Annotated in this window: 14 protein-coding genes; 5 read left to right on the top strand and 9 right to left on the bottom strand. The window is 64.8% G+C overall.

Annotated features, from left to right (window positions below; all coding sequences use genetic code 11):
* Positions 1-52: 52 nt before the first annotated feature.
* The 4 genes from RBB42_RS12895 to RBB42_RS12910 all read right to left on the bottom strand — a co-directional run bounded on the left by RBB42_RS12895 (position 53) and on the right by RBB42_RS12910 (position 2,661).
* Entirely contained in the window at positions 53-865 is an 813-nt protein-coding gene (locus tag RBB42_RS12895; RefSeq protein WP_305969829.1) for an arginyltransferase, read from the bottom strand.
* 163 nt (positions 866-1,028) lie between these two features.
* Positions 1,029-1,472, bottom strand: a complete 444-nt coding sequence (locus RBB42_RS12900; protein ID WP_305969830.1) for an RDD family protein — start codon at positions 1,470-1,472, stop codon at positions 1,029-1,031.
* 57 nt (positions 1,473-1,529) lie between these two features.
* Positions 1,530-1,967 (bottom strand): DUF2852 domain-containing protein, encoded by a 438-nt coding sequence (locus RBB42_RS12905; protein ID WP_305969831.1) that lies wholly within the window; start codon positions 1,965-1,967, stop codon positions 1,530-1,532.
* Positions 1,968-2,193: 226 nt separating this feature from the next.
* On the bottom strand, positions 2,194-2,661 hold the full coding sequence (locus RBB42_RS12910) for a YbaK/EbsC family protein (protein WP_305969832.1): 468 nt from the start codon (positions 2,659-2,661) through the stop codon (positions 2,194-2,196).
* A 97-nt stretch (positions 2,662-2,758) separates the two neighbouring features.
* Here RBB42_RS12910 and RBB42_RS12915 point away from each other — a divergent pair, with 97 nt between their 5' ends.
* Both RBB42_RS12915 and RBB42_RS12920 read left to right on the top strand, forming a co-directional pair.
* Positions 2,759-5,536 (top strand): [protein-PII] uridylyltransferase family protein, encoded by a 2,778-nt coding sequence (locus tag RBB42_RS12915; protein ID WP_305969833.1) that lies wholly within the window; start codon positions 2,759-2,761, stop codon positions 5,534-5,536.
* Complete coding sequence (locus tag RBB42_RS12920) at positions 5,533-5,802, top strand: hypothetical protein (protein WP_306043695.1); 270 nt, start codon at positions 5,533-5,535, stop codon at positions 5,800-5,802. Before RBB42_RS12915 ends, RBB42_RS12920 begins: the two co-directional genes overlap by 4 nt.
* An 18-nt stretch (positions 5,803-5,820) precedes the next feature.
* Here RBB42_RS12920 and RBB42_RS12925 read toward each other — a convergent pair whose 3' ends face one another.
* Entirely contained in the window at positions 5,821-6,465 is a 645-nt protein-coding gene (locus RBB42_RS12925; RefSeq protein WP_305969835.1) for a bifunctional 4-hydroxy-2-oxoglutarate aldolase/2-dehydro-3-deoxy-phosphogluconate aldolase, read from the bottom strand.
* 58 nt (positions 6,466-6,523) lie between these two features.
* A complete protein-coding gene (gene edd / locus RBB42_RS12930; protein WP_305969836.1) occupies positions 6,524-8,329 on the bottom strand; it encodes a phosphogluconate dehydratase in 1,806 nt (601 codons plus the stop codon).
* A gap of 162 nt (positions 8,330-8,491) precedes the next feature.
* Between edd and RBB42_RS12935 the strand changes: the two genes are divergently transcribed.
* The 3 genes from RBB42_RS12935 to RBB42_RS12945 all read left to right on the top strand — a co-directional run bounded on the left by RBB42_RS12935 (position 8,492) and on the right by RBB42_RS12945 (position 11,394).
* Entirely contained in the window at positions 8,492-9,700 is a 1,209-nt protein-coding gene (locus tag RBB42_RS12935; protein WP_305969837.1) for an RSP_2647 family RNA methyltransferase, read from the top strand.
* Positions 9,697-10,239 (top strand): RSP_2648 family PIN domain-containing protein, encoded by a 543-nt coding sequence (locus RBB42_RS12940; RefSeq protein WP_305969838.1) that lies wholly within the window; start codon positions 9,697-9,699, stop codon positions 10,237-10,239. The genes RBB42_RS12935 and RBB42_RS12940 overlap by 4 nt, the downstream gene beginning before the upstream one ends.
* Before the next feature lie 78 nt (positions 10,240-10,317).
* Positions 10,318-11,394 (top strand): ABC transporter ATP-binding protein, encoded by a 1,077-nt coding sequence (locus RBB42_RS12945; RefSeq protein WP_305969839.1) that lies wholly within the window; start codon positions 10,318-10,320, stop codon positions 11,392-11,394.
* Between the two features lie 29 nt (positions 11,395-11,423).
* On the opposite strand, the gene RBB42_RS12950 is transcribed toward RBB42_RS12945, so the two are convergent.
* From RBB42_RS12950 to fumC, 3 genes are all read right to left on the bottom strand, one after another.
* Positions 11,424-11,651, bottom strand: coding sequence for a ribbon-helix-helix domain-containing protein (locus RBB42_RS12950; protein ID WP_305969840.1), 228 nt, complete (start codon positions 11,649-11,651; stop codon positions 11,424-11,426).
* A complete protein-coding gene (locus RBB42_RS12955) occupies positions 11,648-11,821 on the bottom strand; it encodes a DUF4169 family protein (protein WP_305969841.1) in 174 nt (57 codons plus the stop codon). Before RBB42_RS12955 ends, RBB42_RS12950 begins: the two co-directional genes overlap by 4 nt.
* Before the next feature lie 179 nt (positions 11,822-12,000).
* On the bottom strand, positions 12,001-13,395 hold the full coding sequence (gene fumC, locus RBB42_RS12960; RefSeq protein WP_305969842.1) for a class II fumarate hydratase: 1,395 nt from the start codon (positions 13,393-13,395) through the stop codon (positions 12,001-12,003).
* Positions 13,396-13,541: the final 146 nt, after the last annotated feature.

The raw sequence follows: 13,541 nt of genomic DNA on the forward strand, positions 1-13,541 counted from the left end.
TTCGGTCCAGCAACGAAACGGACCGGTCAGTTCTCAAAAAACTGCCCGTTCTTTAACCACGCGTGTCAGGGAAAGAGATGTTCGCGACCTGCTCGGCGATGGGGTCGGTCGACAGCGGATGCGTGTCCGACGAAAAGTCGCTGGCGTTCTCCAGTCGCTCCCAGACCCCACGGCGGTAGATCTCGAGCGCGTCGAACTGGGCCTTGTATCCCATCTTGTCGCTGCCCGGCACCCAGTAGCCGAGGTAGACGTAGGGCAGGCCCGCCTCGCGTGCGATCTCGATATGATCGAGGATCATCCACTTGCCCAGCGAGCGGCGCGCCATGTCCGGTTCGTAGAAGGAATAGACCATCGATAGCCCGTCATCGAGCATGTCGGTCAGGCAGGTTGCCACCAGCTTGTCGCTCTCGGGGTCAAGGTACTCTATCACGCGGCTGCGGATCGGGGTTTCCTCGATCATCGCTGCAAATTCGAACACGTCCATGTCGGCCATGCCGCCATCGGCGTGACGGGCATCCAGGTAGCGACGGAACAGGTCGTACTGCTCCTCTGTTGCCCAGGGGCTGGTGGCCCGGCGTTCCAGACCCGCGTTGCGCTTGATGACCTTGCGCTGGTTGCGCGTGGGCTGAAAGCGTCTGACGTCGATCCGGGCAGACAGGCAGGCCGCGCAATCGGCACAGGACGGCCGGTACAGCACATTCTGCGACCTGCGGAATCCCTGCTTGGACAGGGAATCGTTCAGCTTTTGCGCAGAATCGCCTTGCAGGGCGGTAAAGAGCTTCCGTTCCATCCTATCCGCAAGGTACGGGCAAGGCTGGGGAGCAGTGACGTAGAACTGCGGTGCAAGCGGAAGCGAGTGACGCATCGAGCAGAAACCTTCGGCAAATTTAACGAAACGGTAACAACGATCCCGCCGCGCGCCAAGCCTTTCGACTCGTCAAGGCCCCGCAACGGCGGGGCCTTTCTGATTTCTTGGTAAACCGCCCACATACAGGGATAAATCCCAAGATTTGAGCGCCTCTGTTGCCTCAGGCGCGACGGTTCAGGGCGACGGTGCCCAGCACCATGTCATGCAGGCCCTGGCCGCGTTCGCTGACAAACATCAGCACGATCGAGGCAATCTGCAGAATCACCGTGGTGGCGATCAGCGTATAGCCCAGCGTGTGCAAAAAAGCCTCTCCGCCGTCAAAGCGTTCCCCCCAGGCATTGCGGAACTCGATGTTCATAAGGCGCATCCCCGGGGTCGAGGATTTTCCGGCTATGGTCATCCACCGGTAGATGAACCCGATCACCAGGAACATCAGCGGCAACATGAAAAGCCCGACGATGGAAAACACGGCGATGGGCAGGGTAATCAGGGAAATCAGCACGGTGTCCACCACCCAAGCCATGCCGCGCTTGACGGTCACGCCATCGTAGAAAGCCGCCTGGCGGTCAGGATCGGGCAGGTGAGACATGGTGTCGGAATACATCGTCAACTCCAGCGAGGTAAAGGGCAGAGCGCCCCCGAATTGGGGGCGCCCGGTCGTTCAGGCGTTTTCGGCTTCGTCGGTTTCGGCCTTGGCCCGGCGCTCGCGGTCTTCCATGAACTGGTCGAACTCGGACTTGTCCTTGGCTTCGCGCAGGCGTTCCAGGAACTGCTCAAAGGCCTCTTGTTCCGCTTCAAGTCGGCGCAGCGTATCCGCCTTGTAGGCGTCGAAGGCGCTGTTGCCCGACGGTTTCATCGCGGCCCAGGCGGCCTTGCGGCCCTCATGATGACGCGAGGCGTAGCGGCAGGACTTACTGAACATGCGTTTGCTCCAGATCATGTAGGCGAGAAAGGCGAGGCCGACGGGCCAGAAGAAGATGAAGCCCAGGACCATTGCCGCGATCCATGCGCCTTTCCCCTTGTGATCCAGCCATGCCTCTGCCCGTGCGAACCAGCCGGCATTGGCGGGCAGGTGGCTCGTATAAGCGGCGGTGGTCATGTCTCTCTCCGTTTGTTCGCTATGTGAATGCTTTTCACATTACATCAGATCGGAATTTGGGGGTGACCTTTCAAGGGTCGATGTGAATGTTTTTTACATTATTGAAAATCGCATGATTTATCAAATGGTTGCTGCAAAAATATGAGGTCCTCCCTACGCCCGGCAGGCGCCTTTCCCGCGGGTTCTTTTGCTCAAATAGAGGCCGGGGTCGTTTATCCGGGGGCTTTCAGAGGGTGAAATCGGCCTCGGTCGCCCCGGTCAGGCGCGGCAACTCTCGCGGGTCCATCGCCACGACATGCCGGGGTGTTCCGGCGGCAGCCCAGACGGAATTGAATTCCATAAGCCGCGGGTCGATCCAGGCCCGGATCGGGTTCAGGTGACCGACAGGCGAGACGCCGCCTATGGCGAATCCGGTTTGTGCTCGGATCAGCGCAGCGTCCGCCTTGCCCAAGGGTTCCCCCGCAAGGGCCGTGGCCTTTTCCGCGCAGACCCTGTTGCCACCGGCGGTCAGGAACAGCACCGCCTCGCCGCTGTCCTCGGCGCGAAAGATGATGGACTTGGCAATCTGGTCGAGTGCGCAGCCGACGCTGTCGGCGGCCTCCTGCGCGGTGCGGGCCTGGCCGACCTCGCGGATGTCGTGCGGAAGTCCTGCGTCCTCAAGGGACTTTTGGACCCGTTTCAAACTCTTGCTCATCACTCTGGTCCATGTTGGTTCCGGGTGCAGATTGGGGCAGGGGCGGGACGGCTGCAAGGGAGTTGCGCTCGGTCGCGTTTGGTGGCCATCTGCCGCCATGACGCTGGAACGACGCATGACCCGCACGCCGCACGCCTTCGAACCCGAACGGGGCGTGGAGGCATTGGAAGACTGCCCCTGGGCCACAGGGGCAATGGCCGACCTGATCAAGGGAACGGGCGGGTCCAGCCCCTACCTGAGGGGCCTCATGGGCAAGGAGGGCGGCTGGCTGGAAGGCGCGGTCCAGGACCCGGAGGGCGCGGTCAGGGCGCTCTATGCCGATCTCGACGAGTTCGCGCCGACGCAGGTCGGGGCGGCCCTGCGGCAGGCCAAGCGTCGGATGGCGCTGTTGATCGCGCTGTGCGACCTGTCGGGCGCTTGGGATCTGGAACAGGTCACGGGAACGCTCACCGATTTCGCGGACCTGTCGGCCTCGCTGGCTCTTCGTGCGGCGATCACACCCGAGATCACCCGTGGCAAGCTGCCCGGCAAGACAGAGGAAGACATTGCAACGGCGGGCGGCATGGTGGCCCTGGCGATGGGCAAGATGGGGGCCGGAGAGCTGAACTACTCTTCGGACATCGATCTGATCTGTCTTTTCGATGAACAGCAGTACGATCCGGCTGACTATCATGAGGCGCGCGCCAGCCTGGTGCGCGCCACGCGCAAGATGGCCGCGACACTGAACGACCTGACCGGCGAGGGCTATGTCTTTCGCACCGATCTGCGCCTGCGCCCCGATCCGGCGGTGACGCCCGTCTGCATGGCGATGGAAGCGGCTGAGCGCTATTACGAAAGCGTCGGTCGCACCTGGGAAAGGGCCGCCTACATCAAGGCGCGCCCATCGGCGGGTGACCTGGAGGCTGGTGCGCGGTTCCTGGAGGTGCTGACACCCTTCGTATGGCGCAAGCACCTGGATTTCGCGGCCATTCAGGACGCGCATGACATGCGTCTGCGCATCCGCGAGCACAAGGGCCTGGGCGGCGGGATCACCCTGCCGGGCCACAACATGAAGCTGGGTCGCGGCGGCATCCGAGAGATCGAGTTCTTTACCCAGACCCGGCAATTGATCGCCGGCGGGCGCGACCCGGAATTGCGCGTGCGCGGGACGGTCGAAGGCCTGGAGCGGCTTGCGGACAAGGGCTGGATTCCCGGCGACGTGGCCAAGGTGCTGAGCGGTCACTACCGGGCCCACCGTGAAGTCGAGCACCGCATCCAGATGATTGGCGACGCGCAGACACACGACTTGCCGAAATCTCCGGAGGGAATGGAGCGTCTGGCCTGCCTGATGGGCCGCGACCTGAAGGAGATCGAGCGCGATCTGACCGACCGCCTGACCGAGGTGCATGACCTTACGGAAGGTTTCTTCGCTCCCGGAACGGGCACGGACCAGGAGGTGCCCGAGGTCTTTGCCGACAGTCCGGTGCCGGGCCGCTGGCTCAGTTATCCCTGCCTGCGGTCACAGCGGGCAGTCACCATATTCGAACGACTGCGTCCAGAGATCCTGCGCCGACTGGGCCAGACAGACCGCCCCGAAGAGGCGTTGAAGGCCTTTGACAGTTTCCTTGCGGGTCTGCCCGCCGGGGTACAGCTTTTCTCGCTCTTCGAGGCCAACCACCAGCTGATCGACCTTCTAGTCGATATCGTCGGGACCTCGCCGGACCTGGCCCGTTACCTGTCTCGCAATGCCAGCGTCTTCGACGCGGTGATCGCGGGCGATTTCTTCAGCGACTGGCCGGGGGCGGACGCGTTGCGTGCGGCGCTGGTCAAGCAACTGCAAGACGCCGGGGATTACGAGCGCAAGCTGGACGCCGCCCGCCGTTGGGCCAAGGACTGGCATTTCCGTATCGGCGTGCACCTTCTGCGAGGTCTGATGGGGCCCGAGGAAGCGGGCAAGGCTTATGCCGACCTCGCAGGCGCCTCGCTGGCCGCCGTCTGGCCCGAGGTTCAAAAGATGTTTGCCGAGAAGCACGGCCCCCCGCCAGGACGCGGGGCTGTCGTGCTGGGCATGGGATCGCTGGGTGCGCGGCGCCAGCATGCGCGGTCCGATCTCGACGTGATCGTGATCTACGATGCCCAGGGCGTCGACTCCTCGGACGGGCGCAAACCCCTGGCCAGCCGCACCTATTACGCGCGACTGACGCAGGCGTTGATCACCGCCATGACCGCGCCGATGGCCGAGGGCAAGCTGTACGAGATCGACATGCGCCTGCGGCCCTCAGGCAACCAGGGACCGGTGGCGACGTCATGGGCCTCGTTCCAGAGCTACCAGCGTGAGGAGGCCTGGGTCTGGGAGCATTTGGCGCTGACCCGGGCGCGCGTGGTCGCCGGGCCCACAGAACTGGCCGAGGACGTCGAGGCGCTGCGCAAGGAGGTCATCGGCAAGGCGCGCGACGTCAAGGAAATCCGGCGCGGCGTGGCCGAGATGCGCGCGCGGATCGCGGCGGCCAAGGGGCCGGGCGGGCCTTTGGACGCCAAGATCGGACCGGGACGACTGCAGGATATCGAACTGTTCGCCCAGCTTTGCGCGCTGGAGGCCGGGCGCCCCGTTCGCGAGGCGCCGCGTGCGCTGCGACTGGCGAAGTGGCTGGATGAGGCCGACCGCACCGCGTTGATCTCAGCCTACGAGCTGTTCTGGTCCTTGCAGATCGGCGCGCGGCTGGTCAGCGAAGACGCGATCGACCCGGAAAAGCTGGGCCAGGGCGGGTGCGCCTTCCTGTTGCGCCTCGCCGACGCCCCCGACATGGAGGCCATGCGATCGGACCTTGAGACTCGGGCAGGCCGCGCCGCAGAGATTATCGGCAAAGTGCTGCCGGAACCGGAGAGCGAGACATGAGCAAGGGCGATTCAAGCGACCCCAAGGGCCTGATGGTGGATGCCTATGCGATGGAGGGGCTGAGCACCGAGGAATGCCGGTCGATCTTCCTCGACTGGGCGCTGTCGGCGCCGGATGGCGTCGACATGCAAACGCAGATCGCGGCCTTGCTGGCGCGCTACGGTGAAAACGCTGACCACCCGATGACGCAGGTGCTGCGCGAGGGGTTGGAACAGGCGCAAAAGCCGCGCCGCCGGGGCGGATGGAAGTCGCGGGCGCGCTCGTAAGCGCGGCCCGCCAAAGGGTCAGCTTCGGGGCAGGGCGGCCGCTTTGCGGGCCAAGTCCTCGATCCGGGCCCAGTCACCCTTGGCCACGGCATCCTTGGGCGCGACCCAGCTGCCGCCAACGCAGAGCGTGTTGGACAGGGCCAGGTAATCGGGCGCATTGGATGGGCTGACGCCGCCGGTGGGGCAGAACCGCACCTGCGGGATGGGCGCGCCGATGGACTTCAGCGCGGGGACGCCGCCGTTGGCCTCGGCCGGAAAGAACTTTTGCACCGAATAGCCGCGTTCCAGCAGGCGCATCGCCTCCGAAGACGTGGCCGCACCGGGAAGCAATGGCAGGTCGGCGTCCTCGCAGGCCTGCAGCAGGCGGTCGGTCGCGCCGGGCGAGACGCCGAATTTCGCGCCGGCCTCCTTGGCGGCTGCCACGTCCTGCGGTGTCAGCAGGGTGCCCGCGCCAACGATGCCGCCCTCGACCTTTGCCATCTCGCGGATCGCGTCCAGCGCAACCGGTGTGCGCAATGTCACCTCGAGCACCGGCAGGCCGCCGGCCACCAGCGCCTCGGCCAGCGGGCGGGCGGTTGCGACGTCATCGACCACCAGAACGGGGATCACGGGGGCAATACGGCAGAGCGCTTCGTTGCTCTGGCTGGCGTCCTGGGGGGTCATGGGCAAAGCTCCCTTGGGTGTTTGGGCTTGAGTGTTTTCTATAACGAGGTGCAGTCGGTCACACCACCACGGCGGCACCATTGGAGGCAAGGCCGACATTCTGGCGGAAGGCCTCGAACAATTCGCGTCCGACGCCGTGGCCATTGCCGGACAGATCCGCCTGTACCGGCTCGCGACTGTCGAAATCCTCGGCCAGCGTCTCGATCGTCCCCTTGACCGCATCCACGCGCACCACGTCACCGTCACGCAGCCGCGCGAGCGGACCGCCGTTCGCCGCCTCGGGCGAGACATGGATTGCAGCCGGCACCTTGCCGCTTGCACCGGACATCCGGCCATCGGTGACAAGCGCCACCTTCAGGCCCCGATCCTGAAGGACGGCCAGCGTCGGCGTCAGCCCGTGCAGTTCCGGCATCCCGTTCGAGGACGGGCCCTGGAAGCGGACGACAACCACGGTGTCGGACGTGAACTCTCCGGCCTTGAAGGCGGTCTTGACGCTTTCCTGGTCGTGGAAGATGCGCGCCGGCGCTTCGATCACATGGCGTTCCGGTGCGACGGCAGAAACCTTGATCATGCCGTGGCCGAGGTTGCCGTAAAGCTGTTTCAGCCCGCCGGTGGCCTGGAACGGGTCGCGCGCGGGGCGCAGGATCTTGTCATTCTGCGTTTCGCGCGGGCCGTCCCGGTAAGAAACCGCGCCGTTTTCCAGCACCGGTTCACGCGTGTAGAGCGACAGCCCGTCGCCCGCCACGGTCTTGACGTCATCCTGCAGCAGGCCCGCGTCCAGGAGTTCGCCGATCATGTACTGCAGCCCGCCTGCGGCGTGGAAATGGTTCACGTCGGCAAGACCGTTGGGATAGACCTTGGCCATCAGCGGCGTGACCGAGCTGATCTCGTCGAAATCCTCCAGCTCCAGCGCGATCCCGGCGGCACGGGCCATCGCGGGCAGGTGCAGCACGAGGTTGGTCGACCCACCTGTCGCCATCAGCCCGACGATCCCGTTCACAAAGGCCTTGGCGTCCAACACGTCGCAGACCGGGCGATAGGCATTGCCCAGCTTGGTGAGCGACAGCGCCTGCTTCGCGGCCTCGACGGTCAGCGCCTCGCGCAGCGGCGTGCCCGGGTTGATGAAGCTGGTGCCCGGCATGTGCAGCCCCATGAATTCCATCAGCATCTGGTTGGAATTGGCGGTGCCGTAGAAGGTGCAGGTGCCCGGCCCGTGGTACGAGGCCATCTCGGCCTCCATCAGCTTGTCCCGGCCAACCTCGCCCGTGGCGAACTGCTGGCGGATCTTGGCCTTTTCGTCGTTGGGCAAACCGCTGGTCATCGGACCGGCGGGAATGAACAGCCCGGGGATATAGCCGAAGGTCGCCGCCGCGATCACCAGCCCCGGCACGATCTTGTCGCAAACCCCCAGGTAGACGGCAGCGTCAAAGGTGTTGTGGCTCAGCGCGACACCCGTCGCCAGAGCGATCACATCGCGCGAGAATAGCGAAAGCTCCATGCCGACCTGGCCCTGGGTGACGCCGTCACACATGGCGGGCACGCCGCCCGCGACCTGCGCGGTGCCGCCTGCCTCACGCGCGGCGGCGCGGATCACGTTGGGATAGGTCTCGAACGGTTGGTGCGCCGAGAGCATGTCGTTGTAGGCGGTCACGATCCCGAGGTTCGGGGCGCGGCCCGCCGCCAGCGTATCCTTGTCGCCGGTCATGGCGGCATAGGCATGGGCCTGGTTACCGCAGGTCAGGTGCGCGCGGCGCGGGCCTTCGTCGGCGGCGCGGCGCATACGGTCAAGATAAGTGCTGCGCATCTGCTCGGAACGGGCTTCGATACGGGCGGTGACACGCGCGATGGTGGCATCAAGCGGCATTCGGGTCTCCCTCCTGGGATCGTCTCTGGCTTGGCTATGCGCCTCACATACGACAGTTAGCGCTAACGGTAAAGGCCGGATCGTGTGGCAACCCCGATGGGTTGGGCAATTGCCTGCACGGCGGCGCTTTCCCAGGCACGCAAATGCAGTTAAGCGAAGCGCATGACGGATTCCAAGACCATACCCGACCGCCCGGTCCTGCGGCTGAAACCCAAGGCCAACGCGCGCGCCATTCGACGTGGTGCGCCCTGGGTCTTTGACAACGAGCTGGTCATGGACCGGCGCAGCAAGGCACTGGCCCCCGGCAGCATCGCGACGCTGGAAGATGGCGACCGCAAGCCGTTGGCCACGGTCGCCGTGAATCCCGGCTCGCGGATCGTGGCCCGGGTGCTGGACCGCGACGCGTCGGCGGTTGTCGATCGCGACTGGCTGGCCGAGCGCCTGCGCAAAGCCTTGTCGCTGCGCGAAGCGGTCTACGACGCGCCCTTCTACCGGCTGGTCCATGCCGAGGGCGACGGTCTGCCGGGTCTGGTGATCGACCGTTTTGGCGACACCTGCGTGATGCAGCCGAATGCCGCCTGGGCCGAGACACACCTGGAAGCCCTGACCGAGGCCCTGGTCGACGTGACGGGGGTGACCAACGTGCTGAAGAACGCCGCCGGGCGCGGACGTACGCTGGAGGGGCTGGACGACGTGGACGCGGTGCTGCGGGGCACGGCACCCCAGGCGCCGGTTCCGGTCGAGATGAACGGCGCGACCTACATGGCGGACCTGACCGGTGGACAGAAAACCGGTCTGTTCTATGACCAGCGCGAGAACCAGGGGTTTGCGGCCCGGCTTGCGCGGGGGCATTCGGTCCTGGATGTCTTTTCCCATGTTGGCGGCTTTGCGCTTGCGGCGCTTGCGGGCGGTGCCAGCAGGGCCCTCGCGGTCGATGGATCCGCACCCGCGTTGGCCCTGGCCGAAGAAGGCGCGCGGCGCATGGAGGCCTCTGACCGCTTTGCCACCCGACAAGGTGACGCCTTTGCCACGCTCGAGGCATTGGCGGGCGAAGATGCGCGCTTTGACCTGGTGATCTGCGATCCGCCTGCTTTTGCGCCCAACAAGCCCGCGCTGGAAAAGGGCCTGCGCGCCTATGAGCGCGTGGCGCGCCTGGCCGCGCCGTTGGTAGCAAAGAACGGCTACCTGGTGCTGTGCTCCTGTTCCCATGCGGCGGACCTGACCGCCTTTACCGGCGCTTGCCTGCGGGGGATCGGCCGGTCCGGGCGTCGGGCACAGCTGTTGCACACCGGCTTTGCCGGACCGGATCACCCGCTGCTGCCTCAACTGGCCGAATCCGGCTATCTCAAGGCCTTGGTCTTCCGCCTGTGAAGGTCCTGCTGGACACCTGCGTTCTGTATCCGACGGTGATGCGCGAGGTCCTTTTGGGCGCCGCGCGGGCGGGGTTCTACACGCCGCTCTGGTCGGAACGCATTCTCGAGGAATGGGCCCGTGCCGCACGCAAGCTGGGCCCGGACGGCGAGGCACAGGCGCGGGCCGAGACCGCCCTTGTCCGCGCCGCCTGGCCCAAGGCCGAAGTGACCTACCCGCCGTCGCTGGAAAAGCGCCTGTGGCTGCCCGATGCCAATGATACCCATGTCCTGGCGGCGGGTATTGCGGGGCATGCGGATGTCATCGTCACCATGAATGCCAGTGACTTCCCGCGGAACATCCTGGCCGAGGAGAGGCTGAGCCGTGCCGATCCGGATGGCTTCCTTCTGGGATTTCACCGGGCGCAGCCAGACGTCATGGCGCAGGTCGGTGAAAACGTGCGGGCCGAGGCGGAACGGCTCTCGGGCGAGGCCTGGACCATGCGGGCCCTGATGAAAAAGGCGCGTTTGCCGCGCCTGGGCAAGGCTCTGGGCGGCTGACCTTGCGGCGCGGGGCCGTGCGCTTTATCTGTCGCTAAAATCCCGATGCTTTCCGTCGGAGACGACAAAGGACACCCCGTGCAGGCACCCCGACTGGAGATCCGAAACATCATCCGCCGCTATGACGGCAAGGCGGTGGTGAACAATGTTTCGCTGACGATTCAACCGGGCAAGGTGACTTGCCTCCTGGGGCCCTCCGGCTGCGGAAAATCGACGACCTTGCGGATCATCGCCGGGGTCGAGATGCAGGATTCCGGTTCGATCTTCATCGATGGCAACCTGATCTGCGACACGGTTTTCCGGGTGCCGCCAGAGCGCCGCTCCGTCGGGTTGATGTTCCAGGATTTCGCGCTTTTTCCGCACCTTAGCGTGGGCGAGAACGTGGCTTTCGGGCTCAAGACATCGGCCTCCGAGAAACGCGCGCGGGCAAAGGAATACCTCGAACGGGTGGGGCTGGCCGGCTACATCGACGACTATCCGCATCAGCTTTCGGGCGGCGAACAGCAGCGTGTGGCCCTGGCCCGCGCCTTGGCGCCGAAGCCACGCCTGATGCTGATGGACGAGCCGTTCTCCGGCCTCGACAACCGGCTGCGCGATGGCATCCGGGATGAGACGCTGGAACTGCTCAAGGAAGAGGGGACCTCGGTTCTCTTGGTCACGCATGAACCCGAAGAGGCGATGCGCATGGCCGACGAGATCGCGCTGATGCGGCAGGGGCATATCGTCCAGCAGGGCGCACCCTACAATATCTACAACGCCCCAGCCGACCGTGAGGCAGTCGCTTTCTTCAGCGATATCAATATGATCAAGGGTGAAGTTAAAGGTGCCCTCGTGGCCACGCCCTTTGGCCAGTTCCTGGCCCCGGGCTATGCCGATGGCAGCCACGTCGAGATCGTCTTTCGGCCCCAGCACGTCGGCATCGACTTTGACCGTGCGGGCAAGGGGCCCAGTCCTTCGGCCAAGACCGGCGCGCCGGCGCGCGGCGTGGTGAAGCGGGCGCGGTTCATGGGGTCGGAAAGCCTGGTGGAGTTCCGCATGGACCATGACGGCGAGAAACTGCGCGCCACGGTGCCCAACGTCTTTCTGCCGAAACCCGGCACACCGATGTGGCTGAGCATCCGCCGCGACCGCTGCTTTGTCTTCCCGGCCTCCTGAAGTGTTCACAGGCTCTTGTGGATAACTCCTCACGCATCGCGTGAGGCAAGCGCCCTTTGCAGGACGTACACACGGATCGAGGATGCAAGCCCGACCTCGGGGTCGCGGCTAACATCAATATTGGCCGCCAAGGCATTGATTGTAAGCCCATCTTCTCGGGCGATGCGGCGGAACTCCTGCCAGAATTCCTCTTCCAGAGAGACCGATGTCCGGTGTCCCTTGAGGGTCAGGGAATGCTTGACCGGGCGTCCGCTCATTCCTTTTCGTGTCCGTCCAGATCGCGTTCGGCCTTTGACCGCCGGGCCTCGGCCAGGTCTTTTTCCGACTTGCTAATCCCGTGGCGCGCGGCATTCTGGTCGCCAACGCGGCGCTTGTCGTCGCGCGCCTTCTGCTTCTTGAAGCGGTTGAGATTGACCACCTTGGACATGACCTGTGCTCCGCCGGGTGTTGTACGTTTTGTACAAAACGTACGCGGTTTCCAACGTTTTGTACAAGCCGGGGCATCACCGGAAAAAGGCGCCGGACACTTTTGCCCGGCGCCCTTGTTTGGGTTCTTGTCATGTCTCTGTCAGGTGCGGGGCGTCGTGCCCGCACCGACGGGTGACATCAGGCCTTCGGTCCGATCATCTGCTCAGGACGCACCACGGCGTCAAAGGTCTCCTCGTCGACAAAGCCCAAAGCGATGGCCTCTTCCTTGAGGGTCGTGCCGTTCTTGTGCGCGGTCTTGGCGACCTTGGTGGCGTTGTCATAGCCGATGGTCGGCGCCAGCGCGGTGACCAGCATCAACGATTCCTTCATCAGCTTTTCGATGCGGGGCTCGTTGGCCTCGATGCCCAGAAGCATCCGCTCGGTGAAGCTGTCCGCGGCGTCGCCCAACAGCTGGATCGACTGCAGCAGGTTGTAGCTCATCATCGGGTTGTAGACGTTCAGTTCGAAGTGGCCCTGAGAGCCGGCGAACTTGATCGCCGCGTCGTTGCCCATGACATGCGCAGCGACCTGGGTCAGCGCCTCTGCCTGGGTCGGGTTCACCTTGCCCGGCATGATCGAGGAGCCCGGTTCGTTTTCCGGCAGGATCAGCTCACCCAGGCCCGAACGCGGGCCGGAGCCGAGGAAGCGGATGTCATTGGCGATCTTGTAGCAGCTGCCCGCAATCGTCGCCAAGGCGCCCGAGAGGAAGACCATCGCGTCATGCGCGGCCAGTGCCTCGAACTTGTTGGGGGCAGTGACGAAGGGCAGGCCGGTGATCTTGGCCATGTGGCCGGCGACCGCCTCCCCCCAGCCGGGGACGGTGTTCAGGCCGGTGCCGACGGCGGTGCCGCCCTGGGCCAGTTCGTAAATGCCGGGCATCGCGGCCTCGACCCGCTTCAGGCCCTGGCGGATCTGATGCGCATAGCCCGAGAATTCCTGGCCCAGCGTCAGCGGCGTCGCATCCTGCGTATGGGTGCGGCCGATCTTGATGATGTCCTTGAATTCGTCGGCCTTCTGCTCCAGCCCCTCGGCCAGCTTGGTCAGGCCGGGGATCAGCACGTCGCGCACGCTCATCGCGGTGGCGATATGCATGGCGGTGGGGAAGGTGTCGTTGGACGACTGGCCCATGTTGCAGTGATCGTTCGGGTGCACCGGGTCCTTACTGCCGATGGTCCCGCCGAGGATCTCGATCGCGCGGTTGGCAATGACCTCGTTGGAGTTCATGTTCGACTGGGTGCCCGACCCCGTCTGCCAGACCACCAGCGGGAAGTTGTCGTCGAACTTGCCCGCGACGACCTCACTGGCGGCCTGGATGATGGCGTCGGCCAGTTTCGCGTCCAGCTTGCCGGTGGCCTTGTTCTGCATCGCGCAGGCCTGCTTGATCACGCCCAGCGCGCGCACGATGGCCACGGGCTGTTTTTCCCAACCGATGGGAAAGTTCATGATCGAACGCTGGGTCTGTGCGCCCCAGTACTTGTCTGCGGGAACTTCGAGCGGGCCAAAGCTGTCGGATTCGGTGCGGGTCGCGGTCATGGACATGCCTCCTTCGTGCGGTTGCCTTCCTCTTACCCCAGAAGTGCGGAAAGACAAGGCGGCATACCACGGGATACCGTTAACATGCGTCAGAATGCCGGTGCCTTATGACCCGTCTGGGCGCGGCACCGGGATATTGTCAGGCA

It is taken from the genome of Mameliella sp. MMSF_3455, from assembly GCF_030733205.1.
GTDB lineage: Bacteria > Pseudomonadota > Alphaproteobacteria > Rhodobacterales > Rhodobacteraceae > Antarctobacter.

Excerpts from the sequence above, each read along its gene's own strand:
- RBB42_RS12895 (WP_305969829.1), bottom strand. The coding sequence starts at position 865 with ATGCGTCACTCGCTTCCGCTTGCACCGCAGTTCTACGTCACTGCTCCC.
- RBB42_RS12900 (WP_305969830.1), bottom strand. The coding sequence starts at position 1,472 with ATGTATTCCGACACCATGTCTCACCTGCCCGATCCTGACCGCCAGGCG.
- RBB42_RS12905 (WP_305969831.1), bottom strand. The coding sequence starts at position 1,967 with ATGACCACCGCCGCTTATACGAGCCACCTGCCCGCCAATGCCGGCTGG.
- RBB42_RS12910 (WP_305969832.1), bottom strand. The coding sequence starts at position 2,661 with ATGAGCAAGAGTTTGAAACGGGTCCAAAAGTCCCTTGAGGACGCAGGA.
- RBB42_RS12915 (WP_305969833.1), top strand. The coding sequence starts at position 2,759 with ATGACGCTGGAACGACGCATGACCCGCACGCCGCACGCCTTCGAACCC.
- RBB42_RS12920 (WP_306043695.1), top strand. The coding sequence starts at position 5,533 with ATGAGCAAGGGCGATTCAAGCGACCCCAAGGGCCTGATGGTGGATGCC.
- RBB42_RS12925 (WP_305969835.1), bottom strand. The coding sequence starts at position 6,465 with ATGACCCCCCAGGACGCCAGCCAGAGCAACGAAGCGCTCTGCCGTATT.
- edd (WP_305969836.1), bottom strand. The coding sequence starts at position 8,329 with ATGCCGCTTGATGCCACCATCGCGCGTGTCACCGCCCGTATCGAAGCC.
- RBB42_RS12935 (WP_305969837.1), top strand. The coding sequence starts at position 8,492 with ATGACGGATTCCAAGACCATACCCGACCGCCCGGTCCTGCGGCTGAAA.
- RBB42_RS12950 (WP_305969840.1), bottom strand. The coding sequence starts at position 11,651 with ATGAGCGGACGCCCGGTCAAGCATTCCCTGACCCTCAAGGGACACCGG.
- RBB42_RS12955 (WP_305969841.1), bottom strand. The coding sequence starts at position 11,821 with ATGTCCAAGGTGGTCAATCTCAACCGCTTCAAGAAGCAGAAGGCGCGC.
- fumC (WP_305969842.1), bottom strand. The coding sequence starts at position 13,395 with ATGACCGCGACCCGCACCGAATCCGACAGCTTTGGCCCGCTCGAAGTT.